This window comes from Reyranella aquatilis, from assembly GCF_020880995.1.
Lineage (GTDB): Bacteria > Pseudomonadota > Alphaproteobacteria > Reyranellales > Reyranellaceae > Reyranella > Reyranella aquatilis.
Map to the genome: position 1 here is coordinate 219,295 of NZ_JAJISD010000001.1, position 26,254 is coordinate 245,548.

General features: G+C 64.1%; 20 protein-coding genes. 10 read left to right on the top strand and 10 right to left on the bottom strand.

Annotated elements, in window-relative coordinates; all coding sequences use genetic code 11:
* Positions 1-58 precede the first annotated feature (58 nt).
* The 3 genes from LJ725_RS00990 (at position 59) to LJ725_RS01000 (ending at position 3,718) form a co-directional block, all read left to right on the top strand.
* Positions 59-1,270, top strand: coding sequence for an acyl-CoA dehydrogenase family protein (locus LJ725_RS00990; RefSeq protein WP_230548752.1), 1,212 nt, complete (start codon positions 59-61; stop codon positions 1,268-1,270).
* Between the two features lie 132 nt (positions 1,271-1,402).
* The gene (locus LJ725_RS00995) at positions 1,403-2,617 is read left to right on the top strand and encodes an acyl-CoA dehydrogenase family protein (RefSeq protein WP_230548753.1); all 1,215 of its coding nucleotides are present in this window, start codon (positions 1,403-1,405) and stop codon (positions 2,615-2,617) included.
* 12 nt (positions 2,618-2,629) lie between these two features.
* Positions 2,630-3,718 (top strand): hypothetical protein, encoded by a 1,089-nt coding sequence (locus LJ725_RS01000; RefSeq protein ID WP_230548754.1) that lies wholly within the window; start codon positions 2,630-2,632, stop codon positions 3,716-3,718.
* On the opposite strand, the gene LJ725_RS01005 is transcribed toward LJ725_RS01000, so the two are convergent.
* Complete coding sequence (locus tag LJ725_RS01005; protein ID WP_230548755.1) at positions 3,699-4,685, bottom strand: MerR family transcriptional regulator; 987 nt, start codon at positions 4,683-4,685, stop codon at positions 3,699-3,701. The two genes, LJ725_RS01000 and LJ725_RS01005, sit on opposite strands and share 20 nt — an antisense overlap.
* Positions 4,686-5,242: 557 nt before the next feature.
* On the opposite strand from LJ725_RS01005, the gene LJ725_RS01010 reads away from it, so the two are divergent.
* On the top strand, positions 5,243-8,869 hold the full coding sequence (locus LJ725_RS01010) for a hypothetical protein (RefSeq protein WP_230548756.1): 3,627 nt from the start codon (positions 5,243-5,245) through the stop codon (positions 8,867-8,869).
* Between the two features lie 862 nt (positions 8,870-9,731).
* Positions 9,732-10,754, top strand: coding sequence for an aldo/keto reductase (locus tag LJ725_RS01015; RefSeq protein WP_230548757.1), 1,023 nt, complete (start codon positions 9,732-9,734; stop codon positions 10,752-10,754).
* Here LJ725_RS01015 and LJ725_RS01020 read toward each other — a convergent pair.
* The 7 genes from LJ725_RS01020 to LJ725_RS01050 form a co-directional block, all read right to left on the bottom strand.
* Positions 10,751-12,049 (bottom strand): hypothetical protein, encoded by a 1,299-nt coding sequence (locus LJ725_RS01020; protein WP_230548758.1) that lies wholly within the window; start codon positions 12,047-12,049, stop codon positions 10,751-10,753. The genes LJ725_RS01015 and LJ725_RS01020 overlap by 4 nt on opposite strands.
* Positions 12,050-12,052: 3 nt before the next feature.
* Positions 12,053-12,931, bottom strand: a complete 879-nt coding sequence (locus tag LJ725_RS01025; RefSeq protein ID WP_230548759.1) for a TauD/TfdA dioxygenase family protein — start codon at positions 12,929-12,931, stop codon at positions 12,053-12,055.
* A gap of 13 nt (positions 12,932-12,944) precedes the next feature.
* Positions 12,945-14,075, bottom strand: a complete 1,131-nt coding sequence (locus LJ725_RS01030; RefSeq protein WP_230548760.1) for a glutathionylspermidine synthase family protein — start codon at positions 14,073-14,075, stop codon at positions 12,945-12,947.
* On the bottom strand, positions 14,075-14,392 hold the full coding sequence (locus tag LJ725_RS01035; protein ID WP_230548761.1) for a hypothetical protein: 318 nt from the start codon (positions 14,390-14,392) through the stop codon (positions 14,075-14,077). The genes LJ725_RS01030 and LJ725_RS01035 overlap by 1 nt, the downstream gene beginning before the upstream one ends.
* 56 nt (positions 14,393-14,448) lie before the next feature.
* On the bottom strand, positions 14,449-14,859 hold the full coding sequence (locus tag LJ725_RS01040; protein WP_230548762.1) for a DUF350 domain-containing protein: 411 nt from the start codon (positions 14,857-14,859) through the stop codon (positions 14,449-14,451).
* 12 nt (positions 14,860-14,871) lie between these two features.
* Entirely contained in the window at positions 14,872-15,624 is a 753-nt protein-coding gene (locus tag LJ725_RS01045) for an SDR family oxidoreductase (RefSeq protein WP_230548763.1), read from the bottom strand.
* 111 nt (positions 15,625-15,735) lie between these two features.
* Positions 15,736-16,548, bottom strand: coding sequence for an enoyl-CoA hydratase/isomerase family protein (locus LJ725_RS01050; protein ID WP_230548764.1), 813 nt, complete (start codon positions 16,546-16,548; stop codon positions 15,736-15,738).
* Positions 16,549-16,603: 55 nt separating this feature from the next.
* Between LJ725_RS01050 and LJ725_RS01055 the strand changes: the two genes are divergently transcribed.
* Positions 16,604-18,226: an ABC transporter substrate-binding protein gene (locus LJ725_RS01055; protein WP_230548765.1), complete on the top strand. Its 1,623-nt coding sequence runs from the start codon at positions 16,604-16,606 to the stop codon at positions 18,224-18,226.
* Positions 18,227-18,270: 44 nt separating this feature from the next.
* Positions 18,271-19,647, top strand: coding sequence for an amidohydrolase family protein (locus tag LJ725_RS01060; RefSeq protein ID WP_230549682.1), 1,377 nt, complete (start codon positions 18,271-18,273; stop codon positions 19,645-19,647).
* Positions 19,648-19,713: 66 nt separating this feature from the next.
* Here the strand turns inward: LJ725_RS01060 and trpE are convergent, their stop codons facing one another.
* Both trpE and LJ725_RS01070 read right to left on the bottom strand, forming a co-directional pair.
* Positions 19,714-21,246: an anthranilate synthase component I gene (gene trpE, locus LJ725_RS01065; protein ID WP_230548766.1), complete on the bottom strand. Its 1,533-nt coding sequence runs from the start codon at positions 21,244-21,246 to the stop codon at positions 19,714-19,716.
* Positions 21,247-21,256: 10 nt separating this feature from the next.
* Entirely contained in the window at positions 21,257-23,185 is a 1,929-nt protein-coding gene (locus tag LJ725_RS01070) for a peptidylprolyl isomerase (RefSeq protein ID WP_230548767.1), read from the bottom strand.
* Between the two features lie 127 nt (positions 23,186-23,312).
* Here LJ725_RS01070 and tpiA point away from each other — a divergent pair, with 127 nt between their 5' ends.
* The 3 genes from tpiA (at position 23,313) to LJ725_RS01085 (ending at position 26,232) form a co-directional block, all read left to right on the top strand.
* Positions 23,313-24,068, top strand: coding sequence for a triose-phosphate isomerase (gene tpiA, locus LJ725_RS01075; protein WP_230548768.1), 756 nt, complete (start codon positions 23,313-23,315; stop codon positions 24,066-24,068).
* 52 nt (positions 24,069-24,120) lie between these two features.
* Entirely contained in the window at positions 24,121-24,501 is a 381-nt protein-coding gene (gene secG / locus LJ725_RS01080) for a preprotein translocase subunit SecG (protein ID WP_230548769.1), read from the top strand.
* A gap of 99 nt (positions 24,502-24,600) precedes the next feature.
* Complete coding sequence (locus tag LJ725_RS01085; RefSeq protein WP_230548770.1) at positions 24,601-26,232, top strand: CTP synthase; 1,632 nt, start codon at positions 24,601-24,603, stop codon at positions 26,230-26,232.
* Positions 26,233-26,254: the final 22 nt, after the last annotated feature.

Here is a 26,254-nt window from a genome sequence, read left to right on the forward strand (position 1 = left end):
CACGCTTTACGCACCGGAACCCGGCGCGGTACCTTCCGCCCCCTAAAAGGAGCCCCCAATGGACCTGACATTCGGCAAGGAAGAACTCGCCTTCCAACAGGAAGTGCGCGACTGGCTGAAGGAGAACCTGACGCCCGAGATCATGGGTGAAATCAAGGTCGGCCGGAATGCCTACATGCCGAAGGAGCGGCTGATCGACTGGCAGAAGCGCCTGGCGAAGAAGGGCTGGCTCTGCACCGGCTGGCCCAAGGAGTTCGGCGGCCCGGGCTTCACCACCACGCAGAAGTACATCTTCGAGATGGAGATGGCGAAGGCTGGCGCCCCCGGCACCTCGCCGTTCGGCCCCAAGATGTGCGCTCCGGTGATCATGAAGTACGGCTCGGCCGAGCAGAAGGCGCGCCACCTGCCGCCGATGCTCAATTCCGACCTGATCTGGTGCCAGGGCTATTCCGAGCCGGGCTCCGGCTCCGACCTCGCCTCGCTGCGTACCAAGGCGGTGCGGGAGGGCGACTTCTACATCGTCAACGGCCAGAAGACATGGACGACGCTGGCCCAGACCGCCGACTGGATCTTCTGCCTGGTGCGCACCTCGAACGAGGGCAAGCCGCAGGAGGGCATTTCCTTCCTGCTGGTCGACATGAAGACGCCCGGCATCTCGGTCGAGCCGATCATCACTGCCGACGGCAACCGCGCCGGCACCCAGGAAGTGAACTCGGTCTTCTTCACAGACGTGAAGGTGCCGGTCGAGAACCGCGTCGGCGAGGAGAACAAGGGCTGGACCTACGCCAAGTATCTTCTCGAGTTCGAGCGCGGCGGCAATCCCTACAGCCCGCGCCTGCGCTCCGGCTTCGAGCGGCTGAAGCGGCTGGCCCAGTCGATGCCGGAAGGCGAGGACTCGATCCTGGCCGACTCGGCGTGGCGCGAGAAGCTCGCGCGCATGGATATCGAGATCTCCGGCCTCGAGATGTTCGAGCAAGAGTTCTACTCGAAGCTCGCCTCGGGCCAGAACCCGGGTCCGCTGTCGTCGATGATCAAGCTGCGCGGCACCGAGGTGATGCAGCAGGTCCAGGAATATGCTGTCGAGGCGGCCGGCTACTACGCCCAGCCGTTCCCCGAGCAGCGCGCCTGGAACGCCAATGTCGAGCCGATCGGGCCCGAGGGCGCCGATGTGCTGGCGCCGCGCTATTTCAACGGCCGCAAGATGACGATCTACGGCGGCTCGTCGGAAGTGCAGCGCGGGATCATGTCGAAGGTGATGCTCGGCCTTTAGGCCGGGCATCACCCCGAGCGTAGCGAAGCGAAGCCGAGGGATCTCGTCTCCCTCGGCGCCGTCCTTCGGAATGAAAAGAAGTCTCCCCGCTGCGCGCCTTCGGCGCTTCGGTCGAGACGACGGGAGTGTGCGATGCGTCTGGCCTTCAGCGAACAGGAACTGGCCTTCCAGCAGGAAGTGCGCGAGTGGATTGCAGCCAACATGCCTCCTGAAGTGGCGGAGGAAAGCCGCCGCAGCCGCAGCAGCCACGTCTCCAAGGAGCGTCTGCTGCAGTGGCAGAAGAAGCTGGCGGGCAAGGGCTGGCTCTGCCCGAACTGGCCCAAGGAATATGGCGGGCCGGGCTGGAGCTCGACGCAGAAGTTCATCTTCGAGATGGAAATGGCGCGCGCCGACTCGCCCTACCTCTCGTCGTTCAGCATCAAGATGGTGGCGCCGGTCCTGATGAAGTTCGGCAGCGAGGCGCAGAAGAAGCGCTTCCTGCCCAAGATCGCCGCCGCCGAGGAACTCTGGTGCCAGGGCTATTCCGAGCCGGGCTCCGGCTCCGACCTCGCGTCCTTGCGCACCAAGGCCGAGCGGGTGGGCGACCATTACATCGTGAACGGTCAGAAGATCTGGACCACGAACGCGCACTTTGCCGATTGGATCTTCTGCCTCGTGCGCACCTCCAACGAAGGCAAGCGCCAGGAGGGCATCTCCTTCCTGCTGATCGACATGAAATCGCCGGGCATCACACTCGACCCGATCTACCTGGTCGACGGCACGCGCACCCCGATGCGCCACGAGGTCAACCAGGTCTTCTTCACCGACGTGAAGGTGCCGGTCGAGAACCTGGTCGGCGAGGAGAACAAGGGCTGGACCTACGCCAAGTACCTGCTCGAATTCGAGCGGGGAGGCCAGGCCTTCGGCCCGCGCCTGCGCAAGGCATTCCGCCATCTGCAGACGCTGTCGAAGACGCAGATGAACGAGGGCCAGTCGCTCTCGGCCGATCCGCAATGGCGCGAGAAGATGGCCGCCGTCGAGATGGAGATCGACGCGATCGAGATGAACGAGCTGATGTTCTACTCGAGCCTCAAGACCGGCGACGCGCCGGGCAACATGGGCTCGGTCGTGAAGATGCGCGGCACCGAGGTCGGGCAGAAGGTGACCGAGCTCGCCGTCGAGGCGGTCGGCTGGTACGGCACGCCGTTCACCGAGCTGCGCAACTATGACAGCAATATCGTCCCCGTGGGGGGCGAGTATGTCGACGACGTTTCGCCGCGCTACTTCAACACGCGCAAGACGACGATTTACGGTGGCTCGTCGGAAGTGCAGCGCAACGTGCTCGCCAAGGCGATGCTCGGCCTCTGAGGCGGGCAGCGCGTGAGCGTCGCGAAGAGGGCGGTCTTCTATACGATCCTGGCGTTGATCGTCGGGGTTGCCCTGGAGATCGGCTCTTCGGCGTTTCTTTATGCCGTCCACAAGGACAGGATCGCGAGCCTGCCCGGGTCCCCGTCCGATCCGGCCATCCTGCTCGCGGCCAGGACGGGACTGAGCTGGCTGCTGCCCGGTTCGTTTCCCGATCCGGCGACCTATCGGCGCATGACACGGCAGCCGGCAGGCTTCTTCGCGGAGGATCGGGAGCAGGGGTATCGCGCCAATCCGGGGCGGTACGTCTTCCGCTACAGCGGGCTGAAGCAGGGCAAGCCCGAGCATCTCGACGCGATCGTGACGATCAACCCAAACGGCACGCGGTTCAGCGGCTCGGCGCCGGTCGAACCCAGCCGGCGGATTTTCGTGCTGGGCGATTCCTACGTATTCGGCGATGGCGTGAACGACGAGCAGACCTTCGCCTTCCTGCTGCAGGCAGCTTTTCCCGACTCGGCGGTGGAGCTGCACGCGCTGGCCGGATACTCTTGGGCCAACGCGCTGGTCACGATGGATCGTATCAGGGACCGTGTCCGTCCCGGTGATGCGGTCGTGCTGGGCTATGCAGCCTACTACAAGGAGCGTCACGTCGCGGCGCCGTCGCGGCTGCGCAGCATTCGGGACTGGATGGCCTCGACCTTTCCCGAGGTCGAGCTCGACCCGAAGGACAGGCTTATCCGCGCCCGGCTCGACGACGCGAACCGGCTGGCCCTCGATACCATCCCGATGCATTGCAAGTTCGATACGGCCTATTGCAACGGGCTCGCGCCGGACGGCGCCTATGTCGACCGGGTGTCACGCGAACTCCTGCGGGCCATCGCGTCGAAGACGGTCGGGAATATCCATCTCCTGCACATGTTCGGCCCAAAGGACGATCCTGTGCTGCGCGACCTACCCGCGAACGTTCGGCTGGTTGCGGCCACGCCGCAGGACTTCAGCTACGTGATGCAGGACAACATCATGGGCCTCGACGATCACGGCGGACCATATTGGCACTACGCGATGTACTCGAAGCTGAAGCCGGTCATCGCCGCACGGCAATGACCCCCTCGCTGCGCGCCCGCACCTCGGGCGTGGCAAGACACGAAGCCAGCGCTTCATAGCCCGGCGTGCCCGGATAGGGCGCGACGCGGAACGGCTGCGCGTGGTTGGCCGGGCAGAAGAGCACCGTCTCGTAGGGACCCAGCGCATCGAGATCGAGGATCGACGAGGAACGGGTCATCACGAACAGCGGCGGCGCCGCGGGACCTCGGCGGCGCAAGTCGGCGATCAGCGCCTCCTGCGTGGGTTTATCCAGCCCTTGCTCGATCAGGTCGACGACGATGGGTACGGGCTCCGTGGTTTCGAGGCTGGCCAGCAGATCGACGAGCGCGGCCGAGTCCGTGGCGCCGTCCTCGACGAGCCGATCGACGGCCGGTCGAACTTTCGCCGCCCCCGCCGGGTCGGCACGGCGATCGAGCCCGACGAAGATGCCGCCCGACGCCTCGGCGATCCGCATGGCCAGCCGCGTCTTGCCGCTGCCCAGCGGTCCCGTGATGTAGGTGAGGGGGCGAATGTCGCGCAGTTCGAACCGCTCGCCGCCCCAGGGCCAGGGAAGATAGAACGCGATTCGCCGTTCCGGCGCGGCTGCCAGAAAACCCGCCAGTTCGCCGGCGCTGGGCGTCGCCCCGCGGGCAACGTCGCTGCGCAGGCGACGGACCCGGTCGATTGCGTCCACCAGTACGGGCAGCCGTGCTTCGAGTGTTCTCTGATGGGCTGTGAGCACCGGCCCAAGTCCGCGCGGATCGCCGGCCAGCACGCGAGCGACCTGAGCGAGGCTGAAGCCAAGGGCCCGCAAGGCGAGGATCTCCGATGCCCGCTCCAGGTCGTGGGGACCGTAGGCGCGCCAACCCGCCTCTGTGCGGATTGGCGTGAGCAGGCCGCGCTGCTCGTAGAGCCGTAGCGCCTTCGCGGAGATGCCGAGACGTCGCGCCGCCTCAGATGCGTTCAGGAATTCGCCGGAAGGGTTCACGATCCACCTCGCTCAGTCGATCGAAGCCTTATCAGGGCAGCCCCAAGGGCCGGGTCAACCGGCTTTTCCGTCCACAGCCACTTCGACTTGAGCGGATTGGTTTCTGCGCTGACGCGAAGTGCTGTGGAGAGGCTTTCTCTCCACGACCTGAACCTAAGGCATTGAAGCAACGTTACATTCAGTTAAGCCGCTGAACGGGCAGGTGCCGATTCCGTTCAAGCAAACTGCTGGGAAAACCTGCATCTGCCGATCCAGCATGCGCTCAGCCCGGCGGAATGACAGCCTTTTCTTCACGGGTTAATCTCGGGAGTATCAGCTCCGCTAACGAACCGGCACTTCAATCGCATACGCCACCATTGGTGGCATGATCGAGACCAAGCTCAATTCTCTAGACACGCGTGCGCAGGCGGGTGCAGATTTTGACTCTTAGCTGGCTCTGGAAAATGCTGCGTTACCGCCAGCCACAGATGAGTGATCGCGAGTTTTTGCCGATTGACCCCTCTCGCAGATGGCTAAAGAGGCGATGACACTGCTAGCGATCGGAAGGGGGAAGACAAATGAAACGATCGATATGCGTGGTGTCCGCGATGGCCTCGATGTTTGCTCTGGTCTGTGGCGCGAATGCTGGTGCACAGGCCATTCCAGATTATCTCGACCTGATCAACCATTGCCCAACGACCGGCTCGCTGCAGCCACTCAAGGCAGCAGGACCCGGCCACCACATTCAGAAGATCGACTCTGCGCTTAGCGACACCCTAATGCTGGACGAGTACGTGATCTATATCGAGGTGCTCCCCAAGGATGCAGCCGGGAAGACTACAACACCCCAACAACTTCTGTCGCAAATTCGGGGAAAGTTTGATGAGTTCGCGCAGTCGCCAGAAACTTCGGTCTCTGCGTATCCATCGAAAGAAGAGCAGCTCTGGAACTCGCGTTCGCCAATCGGCGCGCTGCTGAAATTCGCCGTATCGCAAAACCTAGTTGGAGCAAGCGTCAAAGTTGAGGAGTTCATTGTCGTTCTAACCGAGCTTCAGGCGCGCCGCTTTCGTCTGTCCACCGCGTATTCCCCGCAGCCGCTTGTAGGAGGTCACCCCGTGAGCGGCGTACGTGAGTTTGGCATCCGCCCTAAAGGGAGGGGCTGGGAACTCTACACGCGCGCGGCCGATCGACCGACCGGAATCATCGATACGGCGCTTCAGGCTATCGTCTTTAAGGGCGCTGATAACACCTGGCGGGCCTTCCAGTCTCGTATTGCCAGCCATGTTCAGACCAACGGCGGGCAGGCAACCGTAGTTGAACCGCGCCGGCAGTCCTTCAGCTGGAAGCGCGACGTCTTGGACAAGAATCTTTTGCGAGGCGTCTGCGCCGAACTTCGTAGTGCTTCCGGCACCAGCCTCGGCAGGGAGGGTTTAGAAACAGCCCTCATGCTTGTTGCCGAACGCGATGCCAGCCGGGTTACGGCGGCCCTTGTGGAGGTCGGTGCCTCGATGCTGAAGACAGCCTCTTCTCCCGCCGAAAGAGAGCGCGTGCTGGCGGATATTCGCACCGCGCATGCCGAAGCGGAGACAGCCGCGACTCCGGCCAAACTACTGGAAGTGATCGAGGCAAAATCAGGCCAATTTTTAAGTCTCAGCTATCGAACGTCGCAATGGGATGCAACGGTCCAGAGGTTCGCTGCAACCCGCAAGCTGTCCAATGTGGAAGCGTCGGGGATCAGTGCACGCGCGCTCATTGCCTCGCTCCGGGACGCAGCCCTATCACCTCGGGATTTAAACCAACTCCTGAATGCCGCGACCGGCACTGCCGGAACACCGACGGCCGAGACGATCGCGTCCTTTATTGCCGATGGTGGCACCAGAGACGCCGTTGTGAAGCTCTTAAAGATGGAGCATCCTGACCGCGCGACGCTTGCTTCGCTAGGGAGTGCGCTGGTTGGCGAAACTACGGCTCGTAATCGCAATCTGGTGGACTTGATTCGGGCGGGCAGGACGCCTGGCGCGTATTCGCCTCTGACCATCGACTTTCGCGAACTACGATCCCGGCAGGCGACCGCTGATTCGATAGTGTCGCGGGCTCGAACTTTAGCTGCTATGGCGAGCCTCCTCGGTGAACCAGCTGGGCGGGACGCGGCAAAGGTCGCGACTGCTGTCGAAAGCGGCATGGCGATCTACAACGCAGCTTCCCTCTTCGCTGCCGGCTCGACGAGCGGCGGGGTGATAACGGCGATGGCCATTATGGGCGCCGCTGGTGGCCTATCTTCAGGAGACAACGGATCCGCTGCGCTCATGCAGGCCATTGCGGAACTCACCAGTCTCGTCCGACAGGAATTTAAGCGCCTCAACCAGAGGCTAGACAGGATCGACGACGCGCTAGAAAGAATTGAAAAGGAACTGGCCGATCAGCGGAGATTGAGCAGCGAAACATTACGGATTGCAGAAGAGACTAACGCTAGGGTCCTGCAATTGAGCGCGCGCGTCGATCGTCTTGAAGCCAACGTGATCGCAACGATAAGTAAATTCGCAACAGCTGAGTGTCTCAACTTCGTTTCCCTGCCGAGAAAGCCGAGTCAAGATCAATTTGAGAACTGCGCTCGGCTGTTCCAGATGTATGCCACTCAGACGCTGGAGGCGGTTGCGGTAGAGGACGGTCCGCTTCTTGATCAGCGCCTCGGAGTGAGTTTTCCGTTCGGCACTTGGCAGAGCAGCGACGCACTATGGCAAGGCGCAGGACTGATTGCGTCAAAGGCCGCTCGCTTGCTGGATCTGCACTCGGCAGCAAAGTATGCAGAGCGTAGTCGGCGAAACGAACTCGCAGCTCAACATCTCCTTGTCCAGGGCACGAATCTCCTCCTGCTGCTAGCGCAGCGCCACGGTAGCGAGTGGTTCATGCGTTACCACGATCAATACGTCACGAGCTTCGATTTGAGAGACGACTTACTCACTCGCTTGGAAGCGGTCGAGAGCTTTCAGAAATCGCTTCTGCCCGAGCGAGGCAAGAGACTGGATACAACGCTGAAAGTAGTAGACGCCCTGCAAGCTGCCGGGGGTTATGAGCAACTCACAAGACTTATCAAGGCGCAATCAGAAGAAGCAGTACGAAGGTACCTCCTACCCGAACTGGTTGGCGCGCTTGAATGGAAGGAGGACGATAAGCATCGCTTGATCGTCAACGGCTGTGAGAATCGTGACTCAACCTATCCCATCCTGACTTTTGCGAACGTTCTGACGACCCGACTTCCGCTGGAAGTAGCAATTCTCGGTTTCGTGTCAAGAGATGAACTCCTGCAGCCGTACATCAAGGGCACCCAAACCGTACCGACAACCATTCCGAAAGGAGGGTTGCGAATTTGCGCTAAGGATGTGGTTGAGAACACGTCTTTGGGCTGGACCCCACCTATCAGACATTTGGTGAGCGGCAAATTGCAAGTGCATCAGCATGGCGTCCAACTGCTGCAGTCGAATGGGAAAGGAGAAATTCCCTATGGCAGTTCGGATTATGTCTCGTTTGAATCACGGGGATCGAGTGTAGTTCATCACCGACTTGTCACCGGGATTCTCGAGGATTTCTTCAAGCGTGACAAAGCCGCTGACCGAGCATACCAAGCTGTTGTCGACGCTTTCGTTCAATCTCGCGATTTGGGCGTTAGGCTCGCCGTTGCACATGCTCATCGTACGCTCCTGAGCAACGATGATTTTGCCCGACGCCAACTACACACGGCATTCGACATGATCCACGCTCTGCATGGTTTTCTACGAGGCTATCTGCCCCTTGCCTATCCTGCACTCTATGCGGCGCACGACGAGCTACGCGGATTTCTGGAGTCTGGTCCTGACGTCCGACTGCTCGATGCCGCTAGCTACTCGGAAGCACTTCGGTGCGCCGACGCTGTCTACTTGGACGTCTTCCCGAAGGGTATCAGCGAAGACGATATGAAGAGAGCCGCCGAGAACATCTTTAGGCACAACGAATGTCGCATCTTCTCGAATTTTCTCCAGGATTTCAGTTTGGGAGATTTGGCCGCCTATCTGGCGCCATCGCTTGAGCGTTTCCGTGAAGTATTGCGGAATGCCGACCTCGACAGCGCTGGGGATACGACCATCTCGAATACCGCCTGGCCGGCCGCTCGGTTGCGCGCCTTGATTCGCAACGGCGGCGACCCTACCTTTTGGAAAGAAATGCAGTAAGAGATCGGCCTTTCGTGTGTGGCTTGCCTTGGACTGGAAAAGTTATCACTGCAGGTGCAACCGTTTGAAGGGGACGGAAACGGTACGGCCTTGATCAGTGTCAACAAAGATGGAGGTGTACCTCCTCAAGACGACACAGAAAGGTTTCGAATGGCCAAACCAGTGATACGACTGGAGCACTATCACGTACTCACGATGAGTATAACGAAGAAGGTATCCGCTCAGTTGCTTATGGCTTGTCGTCACCCCCGCGCGGCCGCGCTCCGTATTTCGAGGGAACACCGGGATGGTGCTCCTCTTGAACTGATTCATTCCAGTTGGTGGTCGCTGAAGTGACGCTCGTACCGCGTACGCAATCAGGGTGCGCCGCAGCCACTAAGCGCGAGCAATTTGACCCGACCTAACGCCGTAATCGTTCCGAACGATCGCGTGAAGCTTGACTCTTCGTCGTGGAGAATACGACGACCATTTCGGAGATGCGTGCAAGTTCGCGTACTAAGATATCTAAATCTTTCACGTCCGATTTGGATGAGCGACTACCCCGGTGATAGTCACCCAGCGACTCTCCGGATTGCAACAGAACGCCACTAGGAAATCTCCGGCCACGCCGCGTCAGCACACTGATTGTGAGGAAATAGATATCAAATGATGATTGCAGGCGCGATATTGCGCCCTTAGGAGCTGGGTGCGTGCGCAATGTTGATTCCCAACGGGAATCCCATCAAGCAGGCGTGAGCAAGGGTTCGGTATAGCGCTCAAGTCCGGTGGGGTTGTCGCTGTGGTCAATGAGAGTGCTGACGCTAGCATGTTGAAATTGGGTCTCGACGCTCTTTGGAATGACGGCTCGGTGGGAGAAAGGTTAATGGACTACCGCAACCTCGGCCGTGCCGGCCTGAAAGTCTCCGAGATCTGCCTGGGCACGATGACCTTCGGCAATGGCGCCGACCAGGAAGGTGCGACGAAGATGGTGAACGCCGCGCTAGATGCGGGCGTGAACTTCTTCGACACGGCCAATTCCTATGTCGGCGGCACCTCGGAAACGATGCTGGGTGTCGCGTTGAAGGGTAAGCGCGAGGACGCCATCATCGCCTCCAAGTTCTTCAATCCGATGGGCGGGCGGCCCAACGATTCCGGTATGTCGCGACTGCACATCAAGCAGCAGATCGAGGGCTCGCTGAAGCGGCTGCAGACCGATTACATCGACATTTACTACATCCATCACGTCGACCATCAGACGCCGCTCGAGGAGATGCTGCGGGCGCTCGACGATCTCGTTCGCGACGGCAAGATCCTCTACACGGCCTGCTCGAACTTCGAGGCGTGGCGCCTGATGGAGGCGCTGTGGATCAGCGACACCAGGGGCTGGGAGCGCTTCGCGGCCTACCAACCGCAGTACAGCCTCGTGGTCCGCGACATCGACGAAGAGATCGTGCCTGCGCTGCAGCTCAAGGGGCTGGGCTGTGTGGCCTGGTCGCCGCTCGGCAGCGGCTATCTCGCGGGCAAGTACACGCCGGGCAATCTCACGGTGCAGGGGAGCCGCTCGGCCGAGGGGTGGGGCTTCCAGAGCAAGTTCTTCGCGCGCAACCACGGCGAAATCTTGCAGACCCTGCTCGACACGGCGAAGGAGCTGGGCAAGCCCCCGGCCGAGGTCGCGCTGCGCTGGGTGATGGACCAGCCCTTCATGACCAGCGCCATCGTCGGTGCGCGCAATGCCGAGCAGCTCAGCGAGACGCTGAAGGCGGGTGGCTGGCGCCTGCCCACGGATGCACTCGCGAAGCTGAACGCCGTCTCCGCCCAAGCGCACAAATACCCGCGCGCCTTCGAGGATCCCATGCCCCAGCGCCGCGCGAGTGCGCTCAAGATGCCCGGGATGCCGAAGGCCTAGTTCGCCCGGACCATCCGGTTGCCGGACAGGCGGCAGCGGCCCTGCTTGTCGGCATCCTGCCGATCCTGCAGGTCCAGGATCTGCGGAACGTAGAGCGGCCGGTTGTTGACGATGCCCGTGGTCGAGACCATCCGGGCCTGACGGCCGGCCTCGGCCTGCGAGTAGACGATGGCGACGCCGCCCAGAAGCGCGAAATCGTCGGGCCACTTCGCTTCCAGCAGGGTGACAGGCCGGCCCGCTTCGTCCTTGGCCTGCCAGCGCCGGACCTTGGGAAGCACGCCCGCCCGGCCGACGCCGCGATAGACCTTGCCCTCGAGGTCGATGCCGACCTGCAGCAGTTCGGTGAGCGGCAGGTGCGTGTAGGTGTATTGCTCAGCGTTGTGCCCGACCCAGATCTCGACATGGGGGAGATTCACCCAGGAACCGCCCGCGAGGGCCGGCTGGTCGGCCGCGAGAGGATCGTGGACCTGGATCAGCAACGTGTTCAGACCGGAGGGGAGTACCTTGATCTCAGCCGATTGCGCGCGGGACGCGGCGGTGCCGAACACGACGAATCCGTCGTCACCGGCCGTCGTCATGCTCGGGACGCAGTCTCCGATCGTGCCGCCCATCGGGACGTCCGGCTTTTCGCCGCGGGTCGGGCTCACCAGGGTATAGGCGCCGTAGACTCCCTTGGCAGGCTCGGCCGAGAAGCTCTTGCCGGGGCCGCTGGGCCACTCCGGGCATCCCACGTCCAGATCCTTGAGGCGGCTGTCCTTGGCGACCGATCTGGCCAAGAGCGTGTTGAAGTCGATGTAGGTCCTGACCCCGGTCTGCTCGGCCGCATCGTGATAGGAGCAGGAGAGTTCAGCCAAAGCCTTCAGCGGGACCAGCGAGGAGATCACGGTCGCGGTCCAGCGCCAGGCGGACCCGCCGGCCTGCCAGTGGGTGAAGCGGTTGGGACGGACCTGCACTTCGTCCTCGCCAACACCGGCCGAGCCGTAGCCGTCGTTGCAGAGCTGCAGGATCTGCTTCGGGGGGGCCGCACCGTCGAGCAGCCAGTATTCGACACCGCCATCGCGCTCATTGCCGGCGATGCAGCCTTGTTCCTGGTCCTTCGGCTTGTCGGCAAGGCCCAGCCGGACTTCGGCGACCGAAAGCGGCGTCCCGTTCGGCGATTTACCGGCATCGAAGGTCTTGGCGATCTTGCAACTGGCACGCTTGCCACACATCGCGGCGGTCTGGGCGGGATCGGGGGCGGCCGACGCGATCGCGGGAAGGGCAACAAGAAGCAACGAAACGAAGGGAAGGCGCATGGTTCAACCTGCGAGGACGGGTTCACCGACGATCTGCGTCCGATGCATCAGCCGACGCAGCTTCTCGTCGAACGCGTCCCGGCGGTGCATGACGCAGCGATTGTCCCACATGACCAGGTCGCCGGCGCGCCACTTCTGGTACCAGGCAAAGCGCTCCTGCGTGGCGTGCGCCCAGATCGCATCGAGAAGGGCTTCGCTCTCTTCGACGGGAAGGCCGTGGATATAGGCGCCGGGGCGACGGCCGAGGAACAGCGCCTTGCGCCCGGTGACGGGATGCAGGCGCACGAGAGGGTGCACGGCACCAGGGGTCTGCCGCACGTCGAGGGTGCGCTGGAAACCCTTGCGGAGTTCTCCGGCTGAATTCCGGCTGGAATCGTGAATGCAGGTCTTGCCCTCGATCGCGCGCTTGAGCTCGGGCGACAGGGTCTCGTAGGCGGCATACATGTTGAGGAAGCCGGTGTTGCCGCCGTCGGCCGGCACCTCGAGCGCATAGAGCAGCGAGGCGCGCGGCGGTAGCGGGTTGTAGGACATGTCGGTGTGCCAGACGAGTTCGTAGGAGCCGAGCCCGCCCATCTCCTTGCCGTCCTTCTTGGCATTGGCGATCACCGCGACCCAATCCACCGCCTCGGGTACGACGCCCGAATTGGCGCGGTCGAGATTGGCCGAGGCGATCGGCACGCGGTCGAGTTCGCCGAAGCGGGCACTGAACTTCATCAGCGTCGGGTCGTCCAGCCTCTGGCCCGAGAAGCGCAGCACCAGATGCTCTCCCCAGGCCTCGACGATGCGCTGGAAGACGGCGTCGTCGATCGGCCGTGAGAGATCGACACCATGCACGTCGGCGCCCAGCGCGGCGCCGGTGGGCTGGATCCAGAGTTCGCTCATCGGGACTCTCCTTCTACTCGAAATAGTGGGGAACGAAGCGGCTGGTATTGTGGGTGATGCGCCGTTCATCCTCGCGCATGCCGATGCCCGCCGACTTGCCGCCGATCACCCAGGATCCTACTAGCGCGTGATTGCCGTCGAATACCGGCAGGGGCTCGTAAGCCTGCCAGACATAGCCCTCGGCGCCGTACGCGCCGGGCGCGGTATCGAACACACCCGGGCCGACGACGGTCACGTTATGGCCTTCGCGGCCGAATACAGGCTTCTTGACGAAAGCGCGGCCGAGGTCGGGATGTTCGCTGTCGAAGCTCGGCAGCAGATGGGGGTGACCGGGAAAGCCTTCCCACAGCAGGGGCAGGATCATCTTGTTGGACAGGATCAGCTTCCAGACCGGCTCGATGAAGGCGGTACCGTCCTTGGGCACGAAGGCCCCGAATGCCTCGCGCATCATCCATTCCCACGGGTAGAGCTTGGATAGGACCTGGATCGGTACCTCGTCCGGATCGGTGAAGCGCTGCCCGTTCCAGCCGATCTCGGCCACCGTCAGCGTCTTGGTTTTCAGGCCCGCCTGGATCGCCGTATCGCGAAGATACTCCGAGGTGGCGAGATCCTCCGGGTGGTTTTCGAAGCGTGCGAAATGCACGACCGATTGCGGCGAGAGGCGGGAGCCGACCTCCTTCCATGCATCGATCAGCTTTTCGTGGATCGAATTGAACTGGTCGGCGGCCGGCTTCACATCCTTCAGCCAGTACCATTGCACGACCGCAGCCTCGTAGAGGGATGTCGGCGTATCGGCGTTGTATTCGAGCATCTTCGGCGGATTGCGGCCGTCATAGACCAGGTCGAAGCGGCCGCTGATGGTCGGATCGGAACGCCGCCAGACCTCGGTGATGTAGTCGCCCCACGACGGCGGGATCTTCATCCACTCCCAGAGCCTGTTGGCCACGACATGCTCCACAGCCTGGAGGCAGAGAGCATGGAGTTGCTCGGTCGCGGCTTCCAGTTCGTCGATCTGGCCGGCGGTGAAGGCGTAGCAGGCCTGCTCGGTCCAGTAGGCCTTGCCGTCGAGCGTGTAGAAATCGAAGCCGAGCGCCTCGACCTTGCTCTGCCATCCCGGACGCGGCGTGATCGTCTCGCGGCGCATCAGCTGGATCCGGTCGAGCCCGAGCTACCGAAGCCGCCGCGCTGGCTGCCCGTCGCAGCCGGCGTATTGGCCGTGCCCGTGGAGCTGCTGCCGCTCCGGATGCCACTGCCGCCGGAGCCGCTTCCCGATCCCGTGGCCTGCTGCTGGCAATTCGGCGCCCCCGGAGGGCACGTCGTCGTCACCTGCTGACGATTGAAGGGATTTCCAAGGAACCACAGGAACGGCAGGGCGCCGACGCCGCCGGTGGCCGACGCACAGGAATAGAGGACGGCCGCCGCACCGGCACCCATGAGGGCGAGTTTCACCGTGCGCGACATGCGCGACGGACCGCGTTCGGGCGGGCGGTGCGGGGAAGGATCGGGCAGGGACATAGTCAATAGGTCAGGCAGGCGGCGTTGATCAGGCCAAAGCAGGCCGCGAAGCCACCCGCCGTGACGCCTGAAGCCATCCGGTCCGCCTCGATCGACTGCATCAGGTTCGGCAGCAGGAAACGCAGGCCGACATGGACCAGCGCCTGGACGACCAGAGCGACACCGGCCCACAGGACGAGATCGGTGAGGCTGGCCGAATGCGCGATGGTATTGGCCAGCGGCAGGCAGAAGCCGAGCAGGGCACCGACGAGCGCGACCGCCGCGGCGGTGTTGCCTTGGCGGATCAGCGCGAATTCCCGCCAGGGGGTCAGAAGAGTGTAAACCCAGATGAAAACGAAGAGCAGCGCGAAGCTCACCACGATGTAGCGGGCGAAATTCGGAATGGCGGCGAGCAGCCATTGCAGCTCGGGCATCGATTGCCTCCATCAGCCGTGCATCGTCAGGCCACCGGAGACGCTGAGGGTCTGGCCGGTGATGAAGCCCGCATCGTCGCTCGCCAGGAAGCAGACCGCACCCGGAATATCCTCGGGCTGGCCGACACGCTTCATCGGGATGGCGCCGACCAGGGCCGCACGGACCTTCTGTCCGCGCTCGTCGTCGCCGGCGACGGCGGCCAGAAGGGGGGTGTCCGTCGGGCCGGGGCAGACCGCGTTCAGCGTGATACCCTTCCGGGCGACCTCGCGCGCCACGGTCTTGGTGAAGGCGATGATGCCGCCTTTACAGGCCGAATAGACGGCCTCCTGCGAGGATCCGACGCGGCCCGCGTCCGATGCGATGTTGACGATGCGCCCGCTGCCGCGCGCGACCATGCCCTTCAGCACGACGTGGCTCATGTTGAGCGGTCCGCGCAGGTTGATGGCGATAAGCTGGTCCCACAGGTCGGGCGTGGTATCGACGAAGTTGACGAAGCGGTCCCAGCCCGCGTTGTTCACCAGGATGTCGGTCGGACCGACCGTCACCTCGAACGCGGCGATGGCTCTTCCGACGGCCGCGTAGTCGGCGATATCGACGCCCGAGGCGTAGCCGCCGATTTCGCCGGCGATCTTCTTTGCCCCGTCGAGGTTCTTGTCGAAGACCCCGACCCGCGCGCCGTAGCCTGCGAAGCGCCGGCAGATGGCGCTCCCGATGGCGCCCGCGCCGCCGGTCACGATGACGTTCTTACCTTCGAGACCACGCATGCTTGCCTCTCGTCATCCTGAGCGCCGCGAAGGATCCCTCATCCGGCCGTGCTCGGTGCTGTCAGTGCCTGATTGTCCGTAAGGTGCTTCGTCGGCACTCAGGACGGGCGATCAGAGCGGTGAATACGGATCGAACTTCGGCTTGCGCTTCTCCAGGTGCGAGGCGAGGCCTTCCTTCACGTCGGGGCCGACGAAGCCCAGCATCTCGAGGCCGAGCGAGGTGTCGAAGGTCGGGCCCATCATGCGCAGCCAGTTGTTCAGCGCGTACTTGGTGAAGCGGATCGAGCTCTGCGCGCCCTCGGCGAGCTTCGTCGCGACCTCCAGACCCTTGGCCTCGAGCTGGTCGTCCTCGACGCAGAGGGAGACCAGGCCGATGCGCTCGGCTTCCTCGCCGTCGACCGCCTCGCACAGCAGCAGGTAGTACTTGGCCTTGGCCATGCCGCAGAGCAGGGGCCAGACGATGCAGGCATGGTCGCCGGCGGCGACGCCGAGGCGGGTATGGCCGTCGATGATCTTGGCCTTCTTCGAGGCGATCGAGACGTCGGCCAGGATGCCGGCGACGAGGCCCGCGCCAACGGCGGGGCCGCGGATGGTGCTGACGATCGGCTTGGAGCAGTTGATGACGTTGTAGACGATGTCACGCGCTTCCTTCCAGGTCCGCAGCAGCGCGTTGTGGTCCTTGATGTTGTTCTCGATGATGTCGAAGTCGCCGCCGGCCGAGAAGACCTTGCCTCCGGCGCCCTGGATGATGACGCAGTTGACGGTGTCGTCACCGTCGATGTCCCGCCATACGTCGACCAGTTCGCGGTGCATGATCGCGTCCGTCGCATTGTATTTCTCGGGCCGGTTCATCGTGACCCGCAGCACCCTGGGGTGCGGGCGATCGAACAGCAGGCGCTGGTAGCGATTTTGCCAGTCGGACATGGTCTTTTCCTCCGTTGCCGGACGTTAGCACCCCTTGTTCGCGCCGGGGAATGGCATGGCGATTGCGTTCGCTCTGCAGGGTGAACCGGACAACGGACAGGGGGCGGTCATGCGGGCGATCAGCTGGGCAATCGGCGCGGTGGCGACCGCGCTTCTGTCTCTCCCGGCATCGGGACAGGCGCAGACCATCCGCGCGGTCATGCATGCCGACATCAAGATCATCGATCCGATCTGGACCTCCGCCTACAACGTCCGGAACTACGGCTACATGGTCTACGACACCCTGCTGGCGATGGACGAGAACCTCGTCGTGCGACCGCAGATGCTCGAAGGCTGGAAGATCAGCGACGACAATCTCACCTACACCTTCACCCTGCGCGACGGCCTGAAGTTCCATGACGGCGCGCCCGTCACCTCGGCAGACTGCATCGCCTCCCTGCAGCGCTGGGCGCCCAAGGATGCGATGGGCCAGAAGCTCTTCTCGCTGGTGAAGGAGCTGAAGCCGGTCGACGACAAGAGCTTCGTCATGGTCCTGACTGAGCCGTACGGGCTGGTGCTGCAATCGCTGGGCAAGCCCAGCTCCACCGTGCCGTTCATCATGCCCAAGCGGGTGGCCGACACGCCCAACAACGTGCAGATCAGCGATCCAACCGGCTCGGGCCCCTTCGTCTTCCGCAAGGACCTGTGGCGGCCGGGCGAGAAGACGGTCTACGACAAGTTCAAGGACTACAAGCCGCGCAGTGAGCCGGCCTCCGGGCTCGCGGGCGGCAAGGTGGTGAACGTCGACCGTGTCGAATGGCTCAACATCACCGATGCCCAGACCGCGGTGAACGCGCTGCTGAACGGCGAGATCGACTATATCGACCAGCCGGAGATCGAACTTCTGCCGCTGCTCGCCAAGGACAAGAATGTCGTTCTCGGCACCTACAATAAACTCGGAGGCCAGATGAACCTCCGCTTCAACACACTGCACAAGCCGTTCGACAATGCGAAGATCCGCCAGGCTGCGCTCTACGCCCTGAATCAGAAGGACTTCCTGATCGCGGGGTTCGGCGACGAGAAGTACTACAAGGAGTGCAAGGCGCTGTTCATCTGCGGCACTCCTTACGCAACCGACAGGGGCTTCGAGGACAAGTTGAATTCCGACTTCGCGAAATCGAAGGAGATTCTGAAGCAGGAGGGTTATGACGGCACGCCGGTCGTGCTGCTGTTCGCCACCGACACACAGACCGGGCGGTTGACGCCGATCGTCAAGTCGCTCCTCGAGCGCGGCGGGTTCGTGGTCGACATGCAGCCGATGGATTGGCAGACCGTGCTGTCGCGGCGCGCCCGCAAGGAGCCGCCGGACAAGGGCGGGTGGCATGCCTTCATCACCACCTGGGTATCGGCCGACCTGCTCGACCCAATCATGATGTCTTATCTCGCCGCGACCTGCGAAAAGGCCAACGTGGGCTGGCCGTGCGACCCGCAGATCGAGAAACTGCGCGATGCCTTTTCGCGCGCTGCGACCGACGCCGAACGGAAGGAACTCGCGATCGCCATCCAGGTGCGGGCGTCGGAGTATCCGATGTATGCCAATCTCGGCCAGTACATCATGCCGGTGGCGATGCGGAATACGATCACCGACCAGCTCAGCGGACCGGTGCCGATGTTCTGGAACATGAAGAAGAAGCAGTAGGCGAGGCTGCCGCAAAGCCGCCGGAGGAGGGACCCTTGACCATCGTGATCCACGACGCCGCCATCGTGACTGTCGACGATGCCGACACCGTCCACTACAACGCCGCCATCGCCATCGAGGGCGACCGGATTGCGGCCATCGGCCCCAGCCCCGAGGTTCTGGCGAGCTATCCTGACGCCGAAAAGATCGACGGGCGCGGCAAGCTCGTCATGCCGGGCTTCGCCAACATCCACACGCACTTCACCATGACCCTGGCGCGCGGCGTGTTCGAGGATCTCTCGCCGTCGCACAACCCGCCCTTCACCGGCGGCCTGTCGCCGATCCCGTTGCCCGACATGGCGCCTGACGAACGTCGCGCCTTCGCGCTGCTGGGCGCGCTGGAGGCGCTGCGCAGCGGCACCACGCACATCCTCGAGGACTCCAACGACGTCGATCACTATGCCGGCGCGCTGGCCGATACCGGCCTGCGCTTCCTGCTGGCCGAGCGCGCCTACGACCGCATCGGCACCTCGATCGGCGATCCGGCGCCCTATCAACTCGACCGGGCGCTGGGCCAGACGCACATCCGGAACATCGAGCGCAATCATCGCGACTGGAACGGCAAGGCGGACGGCCGCCTGCGCATCGCGATCTCCGCCTGGGCGCCCGACATGTGCTCGCCGGAGCTGCTGCAGGACCTGAGCGCGCTGCAGACGCAGCTCGACACGAGAATCACCATCCATCTCAACCAGATCTGGGGCGAGGTGGCCGCCGTGCGCGCCCATCGCAACCGCCTGCCGACCGAATACTTGGCCGATCTCGGCTTTCTCAACGACCGCATCATCTGCGCCCATTGCCGCTGCATGGAGCCGTCGGAGGAAAAGCTCCTGGGCGAGGCCAGGGTGAACGTGTCGTTCAACTCCGCCATCGCCGCACGCCGCGGCCTCAGCCCGCGCATCGCCGATCTTGAAAGGTACGGCTGCAACGTCGGCATGGGCTCCGACAACATGGCCGAGGACATGGTCGAGGTGATGCGCACCGGCCTGTTCATGGAACGGGTGCGCCGCGAGGATGGTCGCGAGCCGACGCCGGAGCAGGCTCTGCGCTGGGCGACACGCAATGGCTACCGGGCGCTGGGGGTGCCCGACGGCGGCTGGCTGGCGCCGGGCAACAAGGCCGATCTGGTCGTGATCGACCTGCAGCGCGCCCATCTGATCCCTGTCCTGAGGGTCGTCTCCGACTTCGTCCACAACGGCCAGGCGCGCGACGTCCAGTCGGTGATGGTCGACGGCAAGTGGGTGATGAAGGACGGGGCCGTGTTGACGATGGACGAGGAGAAGATCCTGCACGACGCACAGCGCATCGCCAACGAAGCCTGGTCACGAACATTCAGGACGCGCTTCAAGCCGCCCGCGGGCTTCTCGCCGGACGCTTTGCCTTAGCGCGAGAAAACAGGCCGTCGTCCCGAGCGCAGCTCCGAAGGCGCGCAGTCGAAGGAAGACGAGGAATTAACGCCGCTTGTTGCCGGCGCTCCACTGGCCGGCGCTGGCGAAGCGGACGGCCTCCTCGGCGGCGCGGACCAGGGCCTTGGCCTTGGCGACGCTCTCCTGGTACTCGGCTTCGAGATCGGAATCGGCCACCACGCCGACGCCGGCCTGGACGTACATCGTGCCGTCCTTCACCAGGCCCGTGCGAAGCAGGATACACGTGTCCATGGTGCCGTTTGCCGCGAAGTAGCCGGCGCAGCCGGCATACATGCCGCGGCGGACCGGCTCGACCTCGTCGATGATCTGCATCGCGCGCACCTTGGGGGCGCCCGAGAGCGTGCCCGCCGGGAAGCCCGCTTTCAGCACGTCGATCGCATCGAGCCCGTCCTCGATCTTGCCTTCGACGTGGCTGCTGATGTGCTGGACGTGGCTGTACTTCTCGATGGTGAACTGCTCGACGACGCGCACCGAGCCGATCTTGGAGACGCGACCGACATCGTTGCGCGCCAGGTCGACCAGCATCAGGTGCTCGGCGCGCTCTTTGGGGTCGGCCAGCAACTTTTCGGCGAGCTGCCTGTCTTCCTCGGGCGTGACGCCGCGGCGGATCGTGCCGGCAAGCGGACGGATGGTGACGGTGTCGTCGCGCAGCCGGACCAGGATCTCCGGGCTTGAGCCCACGATGGTGAAGTCGCCGTAGTCGAAGAAGATCAGGAACGGCGAGGGATTGATGCGGCGCAGCGCGCGGTAGAGCGACAGCGGCGGCAGCTTGAAGGGCAGGGAGAAGCGCTGCGACGGTACGATCTGGAAGGCGTCGCCCGCGCGGATGTACTCCTTGCAGGTCTCGACCATCGCCTTGAAGTCTTCCTTCGACATGTTGGCCTGCGGCTCGGGCAGGGCGTCGAGGTCGTCGGCGCTGTCGCGGCGGAAGGGCAGCGTGCGCTCGAAATCGGAGACCGCGTCGGCCAGCCGCTCCTGCGCGGCCTCGTAGGCGGCGTGGGCGCTGATGTCCTTCTGTGGCCAGACCGGGGTGACCAGGGTCACGTTGTCCTCGAGCCGGTCGAAGATGCAGATCAGGGTCGGCCGCACCATGATCGCGTCGGGCAGGCCGATCGGATCGGGATTGGTGTCGGGCAGCCGCTCCATGTCGCGGACCATGTCGTAGCCCAGGAAGCCGAACAGGCCCGACGCCATCGGCGGCAGGTCGGCCGGCAGCTCCATCTGGCATTCCTTGATGAGCGCGCGCAGCGTCTCCAGCGGCCGGCCTTCGAGATTGTCGAAGGCCTGGGAATCCTTGTCGGCCCGGCGGTTGATCTCCGCCTGGCCCTTGCGGCAGCGCCACACGACGTCGGGCTTGAAGCCGATGATCGAGTAGCGGCCGCGCACCGAGCCGCCCTCGACCGATTCCAGCAGGAACGAGTTGGGGCGGCCGTCGGCCAGCTTGAGATAGGCCGAGACCGGGGTCTCGAGATCGGCGACGAGCTTGGTCGAAACGACCTGCGGCGTGCCGGAATCGTAACGCGCCGCGAAGGCGTCGAAGTCGGGTGAGATCGACATAGCGGGTCTTCTACTGCTGGGGCGCGAAGGTCGCCTGGAAGGCTGCTTCGTCGACGGTCACGCCGTACTTGGCGCGGAGCGCTGCGATGAGCTGGAGGATCAGGTCGTTGGCGACCATCGTGTCGAGCTGCTTGCCGAAGCGGTCGAGCTGGTCCTTGTCCTTGGACAGGTCGGGCGCCTCGATCGACTTCACGCGGACCAGCACGCTGCCCTCGGCCGTGCGCACGGAGGCGGTCTTGTCGGGGGCGAGCTTGAACAGCTCGACGACGACGGGCTGGCTGAGATAGTTGCCGGCGTCGGCCTCGAAGCGGGTGACCGGCTTGGCCATCCGCGCCTCCAGGCCCAGATCCTTGGCCAGCGTGGCGAAGTCGGTGCCGGCATTCGCCTTCTCCAGCGCGTCCTTCACCTTGGCATCGGCCAGCTTGCGGCGCTCCTCATTCTGCCAGGCCGCGACCACGCGGTCCTCGACCTCGGCCAGCGTCGGCGCGCGCGCCGGTGTGATGCGGTCGGTGCGGACGATGAAGTACTCCCCGCGTGGCGTCTCGAGCAGGTCGCTCTCCGCGCTCTCACGCGTGGCGAACGCGGCCTGTACGAGTTCGGCGGACGCCGGCCCGATCACGACCTGCTTGCCGGAGGCGTCCTGGCCGCGCGCATCGACGTTCTCGTAGGTCCTGACCTTGAGTCCGAGGTCCTCGGCGGCGCCCTTCATCGACTGGGTCTTGCTCAACGTGCGCTCGAAGTCGGTGACCAGCTTGATCAGCAGGTCCGGCGCCTGCTGCGCCTTGAGGTCCTTCTCGAGCTTCTCCTTGACCTCGTCGAAGGGCACGGCCTTGCCGGCCTCGATCTTGTTGATGCGCACGATGTGCCAGCCAAGCGGCGACTGGATGGGCGCGGGGGCGATGCCCTCCGGCAGCCCGAAAATGCCATCGGCCAGCGGGCCCGGCGGCAGGTCCTTCTTGGTCACCAGGCCGAGCTTGATGACGCCGTCGGCATTGCCGGTCACTTCCTTGGCGGCGTCTTCCAGCGACTTGCCACCCTGGGCGGCCGCGATGATCGCCTTGGCCTTGTCCTCGGTGTCGGTCATCGCCTGGTCGACGTCGCGCTTCTCGGGCGTGCCGAATTCGGCGGCACGCGCCTCGTATTCCTGGCGCACGGCGTCGGAGGTGACGGCCACCTGGCTCTGCACGTCGTCGACGGTGATCATGACGTAGGAGAACGCCCGGAATTCGGGGATCTGGAACTTGGCCTTGTTGGCCTCGAAATAGCTGTTGAGCTGTTCCGGCGTCGGCTTCGGGACGTCGACGACGATCGCGTCGGGGATGTAGATCGTCTCGGCGGTGCGCTTCTCGCTCTCCAGCTTGAAGATCTGGTCGCGGAGCGACACCGGCGCGAGGCCGTCGGCGCGCACCGCACCGAACAGCTGGCTGGCGGCGATCTCGCGGCGCATGTCGAGCACGAACTGCGGCTCGCTGATGCGGGCCTGCTGCAGGCGGTTGCGGTAGAGCAGGGGATCGAACGAGCCGCCGGTTCCCTGGAACGCCGGATTGCGGGCGATGGCTGCGCGCACTTCCTCGTCGCTGACGATCAGTCCGAACTCGCGGATCGCATAGTCGAGCACGGTGCGCTGGATCACTTCCTCGAGTGCCCGCACATGCAGACCGTAGCGCAACGCCTGTTCCTGCTCCGGGCGCTGGCCGGTCTGGCGCTGGATTGCCTCGAGCTGGCGGTTGAACTGCTCGCGCACCTCGGTCGCATAGACCGGCGCGCCGCCGACCCAGCCATAAAGCGGAATCTTGGTGCCGCCGACGTGCGCCACTTCGGAGCTGCGTCCGACCACCTTCAGCATGTCGCCCACGCCCCACAGGCCGAAGCTGACGATCAGCATGCCGAAGAGGATGAACAGAATGACGTAACGGGCGTACTTGCGGAACTGATTCACGGGCCGAACGGGGGTTCTTGACGGGGCGCCATGCCTACCACCCGCCCCATGGACAGGCAACCAAGCGGGGCTTTGACCGCAAACGCCACCACCTTTAGATACGCCCCGAACAGAACGGGGAATTGAAATGGCGCGTACGCGGCGGCCGCTGATCGCGGGCAACTGGAAAATGAACGGCCTCGAGGCCGATGCGCTGACGCTCGCCCGGGCCGTTGCGGCCGGCGTGAAGGAAGCCGGCTGGAACGACCGCGAACTGCTGGTCTGCCCGCCGGCGACCCTGGTGGCCGCCGTCGCCCACGCCGTGAAGGGCAGCGGCCTGCTGGTCGGCGGCCAGAACTGCCACGCCAAGGCGAGCGGCGCTCATACCGGGGACGTTTCTGCCGAGATGCTGAAGGATGCCGGCGCCAGCCACGTCATCGTCGGCCATTCCGAGCGCCGCGCCGATTGCGGCGAGACCGACGCCATTGTGCGCGCCAAGGCGGAGGCGGCCTGGCGCGCGGGTCTGCTGCCGATCGTCTGCATCGGCGAGACCCTGACCCAGCGCGAGGCCGGCGAGACCCTCGAGGTGCTCGAGACGCAGTTGAAGGGCAGCGTTCCGGCAGGCGCCACCGCAGCCAATCTCGTCGTCGCCTACGAGCCGGTCTGGGCCATCGGTACGGGCAAGACCCCGACCGTCGGCGAGGTCGCCGCAGCGCACGCGCACATTCGCAAGGTGCTGGGCGGTCTGACTAGCGAGGCGGCGGCCGTCCGCCTGCTCTACGGCGGCTCGGTGAAGGGCAGCAATGCCGCCGAACTCCTGGCGGCCGGGGATGTCGACGGCGCGCTGGTCGGGGGCGCCAGCCTCGTCGCCGCGGAATTTTTGGCTATCGCCAAGGCCGCCTAAAGCGGCTAGAAGCGCCCGCTTGGCGCAGATGCCCTCTTAAGCCTGGACGAAAATGGACGCCGTAAGACACTTCCTCCACGAATGGCGCCTCGTGCTGCTCGTCATCCACGTCGGTGTGACGGCCGCGATGATCGTCGTGATCCTCCTGCAGCGCAGCGAAGGCGGTGGCCTGGGCATGGGCGGCCGTTCGGATGCGCTCTTCTCGGTGCGCGGCCAGGCCAACATCCTGTCCCGGATGACCGCGATCTTCGCGACGATCTTCTTTGTCCTGAGCCTGATCATGGCCTGGAGCATGACCGACCCGGTCCGTGCCACTCGCTCGATCATGGATCGCGCGCCGGTCGGGCAGGGCGCGCCGGCCGCTCCCGGTGGCATGGCGCCGGCGCCGACGGCACCCGCCGCGCCGGCTCAACCCGCCGCTCCCACGCGCTAGGGTTCCCGATGAATTCCGCTTCCACCCTCCGCCGAAATGTCTCCGGCGGGGCGATATCCCCATGGCTGCGCTCCACAAGCGCTTGTATGCTGTAGGCCCATGACGCGCTTTATCTTCATAACGGGCGGCGTGGTTTCCTCGCTTGGTAAGGGGCTTTCGTCGGCGGCGCTGGGCGCCCTGCTGCAGGCCCGTGGGTACAAGGTCCGGCTGCGCAAGCTCGACCCCTATCTCAATGTCGATCCGGGCACGATGAGCCCGTATCAGCACGGAGAGGTCTTCGTGACCGACGACGGGGCCGAGACCGATCTCGATCTCGGTCACTACGAGCGCTTCACCGGCGTCGATGCCAAGCAAAGCGACAACATCACCACCGGCCGCATCTATTCGACCGTGATCGCGCGGGAGCGCCGCGGCGAGTATCTCGGCGCCACGGTCCAGGTGATCCCGCACGTCACCGACGCGATCAAGGAATTCGTCGTCGCCGATACCGACAAGGAAGACTTCGTGCTGGTCGAGGTCGGCGGCACGGTCGGCGACATCGAGAGCCTGCCGTTTCTCGAAGCCATCCGGCAGGTCGGTAACGAACTCGGCCGCGAGCGTGTGATGTACGTGCATCTCACGCTGCTTCCCTGGGTGCCGACGGCCGGTGAACTCAAGACCAAGCCGACCCAGCATTCGGTGAAGGAGCTTCTCAGCGTCGGCATCCAGCCCGACCTGCTGGTCTGCCGTAGCGGCGACAAGGAGATCCCCGCCAACGAGCAGCGCAAGATCGCCCTGTTCTGCAACGTGAAGCCGGAACGCGTCATCGAGGCGCGCGACGTCGACACGATCTACCAGGTGCCGATCGCCTATCACGAGCGCGGCTTCGACCGCGAGGTCTGCCGCTATTTCGGCCTGCCGGCCGATGAGGAGCCCAATCTCGACCGCTGGCGCGGCGTCGTCCGGTCAGTGCGGGAGCCCGAGGGCAAGGTCACGATCGCCGTGGTCGGCAAGTACACGGTGCTGCTCGATGCCTACAAGTCGCTCTCCGAGGCGCTGACCCATGGCGGCTTCGGCAGCAACGTGAAGGTCGGCCTGGAGTGGATGGACTCCGAGATCTTCGAGCGCGACGACGCCGTCAGCCGGCTCGAGCATGTCCATGGCATCCTGGTCCCCGGCGGGTTCGGCGAGCGCGGGACCGAGGGCAAGATCCACGCCGTGAAGTTCGCACGCGAGCGCAAGGTGCCGTTCTTCGGCATCTGCTTCGGCATGCAGATGGCGGTGATCGAGGCGGCACGAAACCTGCTGGGAATCGAGACGGCCTCGTCGAGCGAGTTCGGCCCGACCGACCATGCGGTGGTCGGCCTGATGACGGAATGGATGAAGGGCAACCAGCTCGAGAAGCGCTCGGCCGACGGCGATCTCGGCGGCACGATGCGACTCGGGGCCTATCCTGCGCACCTGCGTCCGGGCACCAAGGTCCACGAGATCTACGGACAGGACGTGATCAGCGAGCGGCATCGCCATCGCTACGAGGTGAACGTCAACTACAAGGACCGGCTCGAGCAGGTGGGGCTGCGCTTCTCGGGCATGTCGCCGGACGGCATCCTGCCCGAGATCGTCGAGATTCCCGACCATCCCTGGTTCATCGGCGTCCAGTACCATCCCGAACTGAAATCACGGCCCTTTGCGCCGCATCCGCTGTTCACCTCGTTCATCGGCGCGGCCAAGACACAGAGTCGCCTCGTCTAGGCAAGGACGAGGCCGCGGCCGG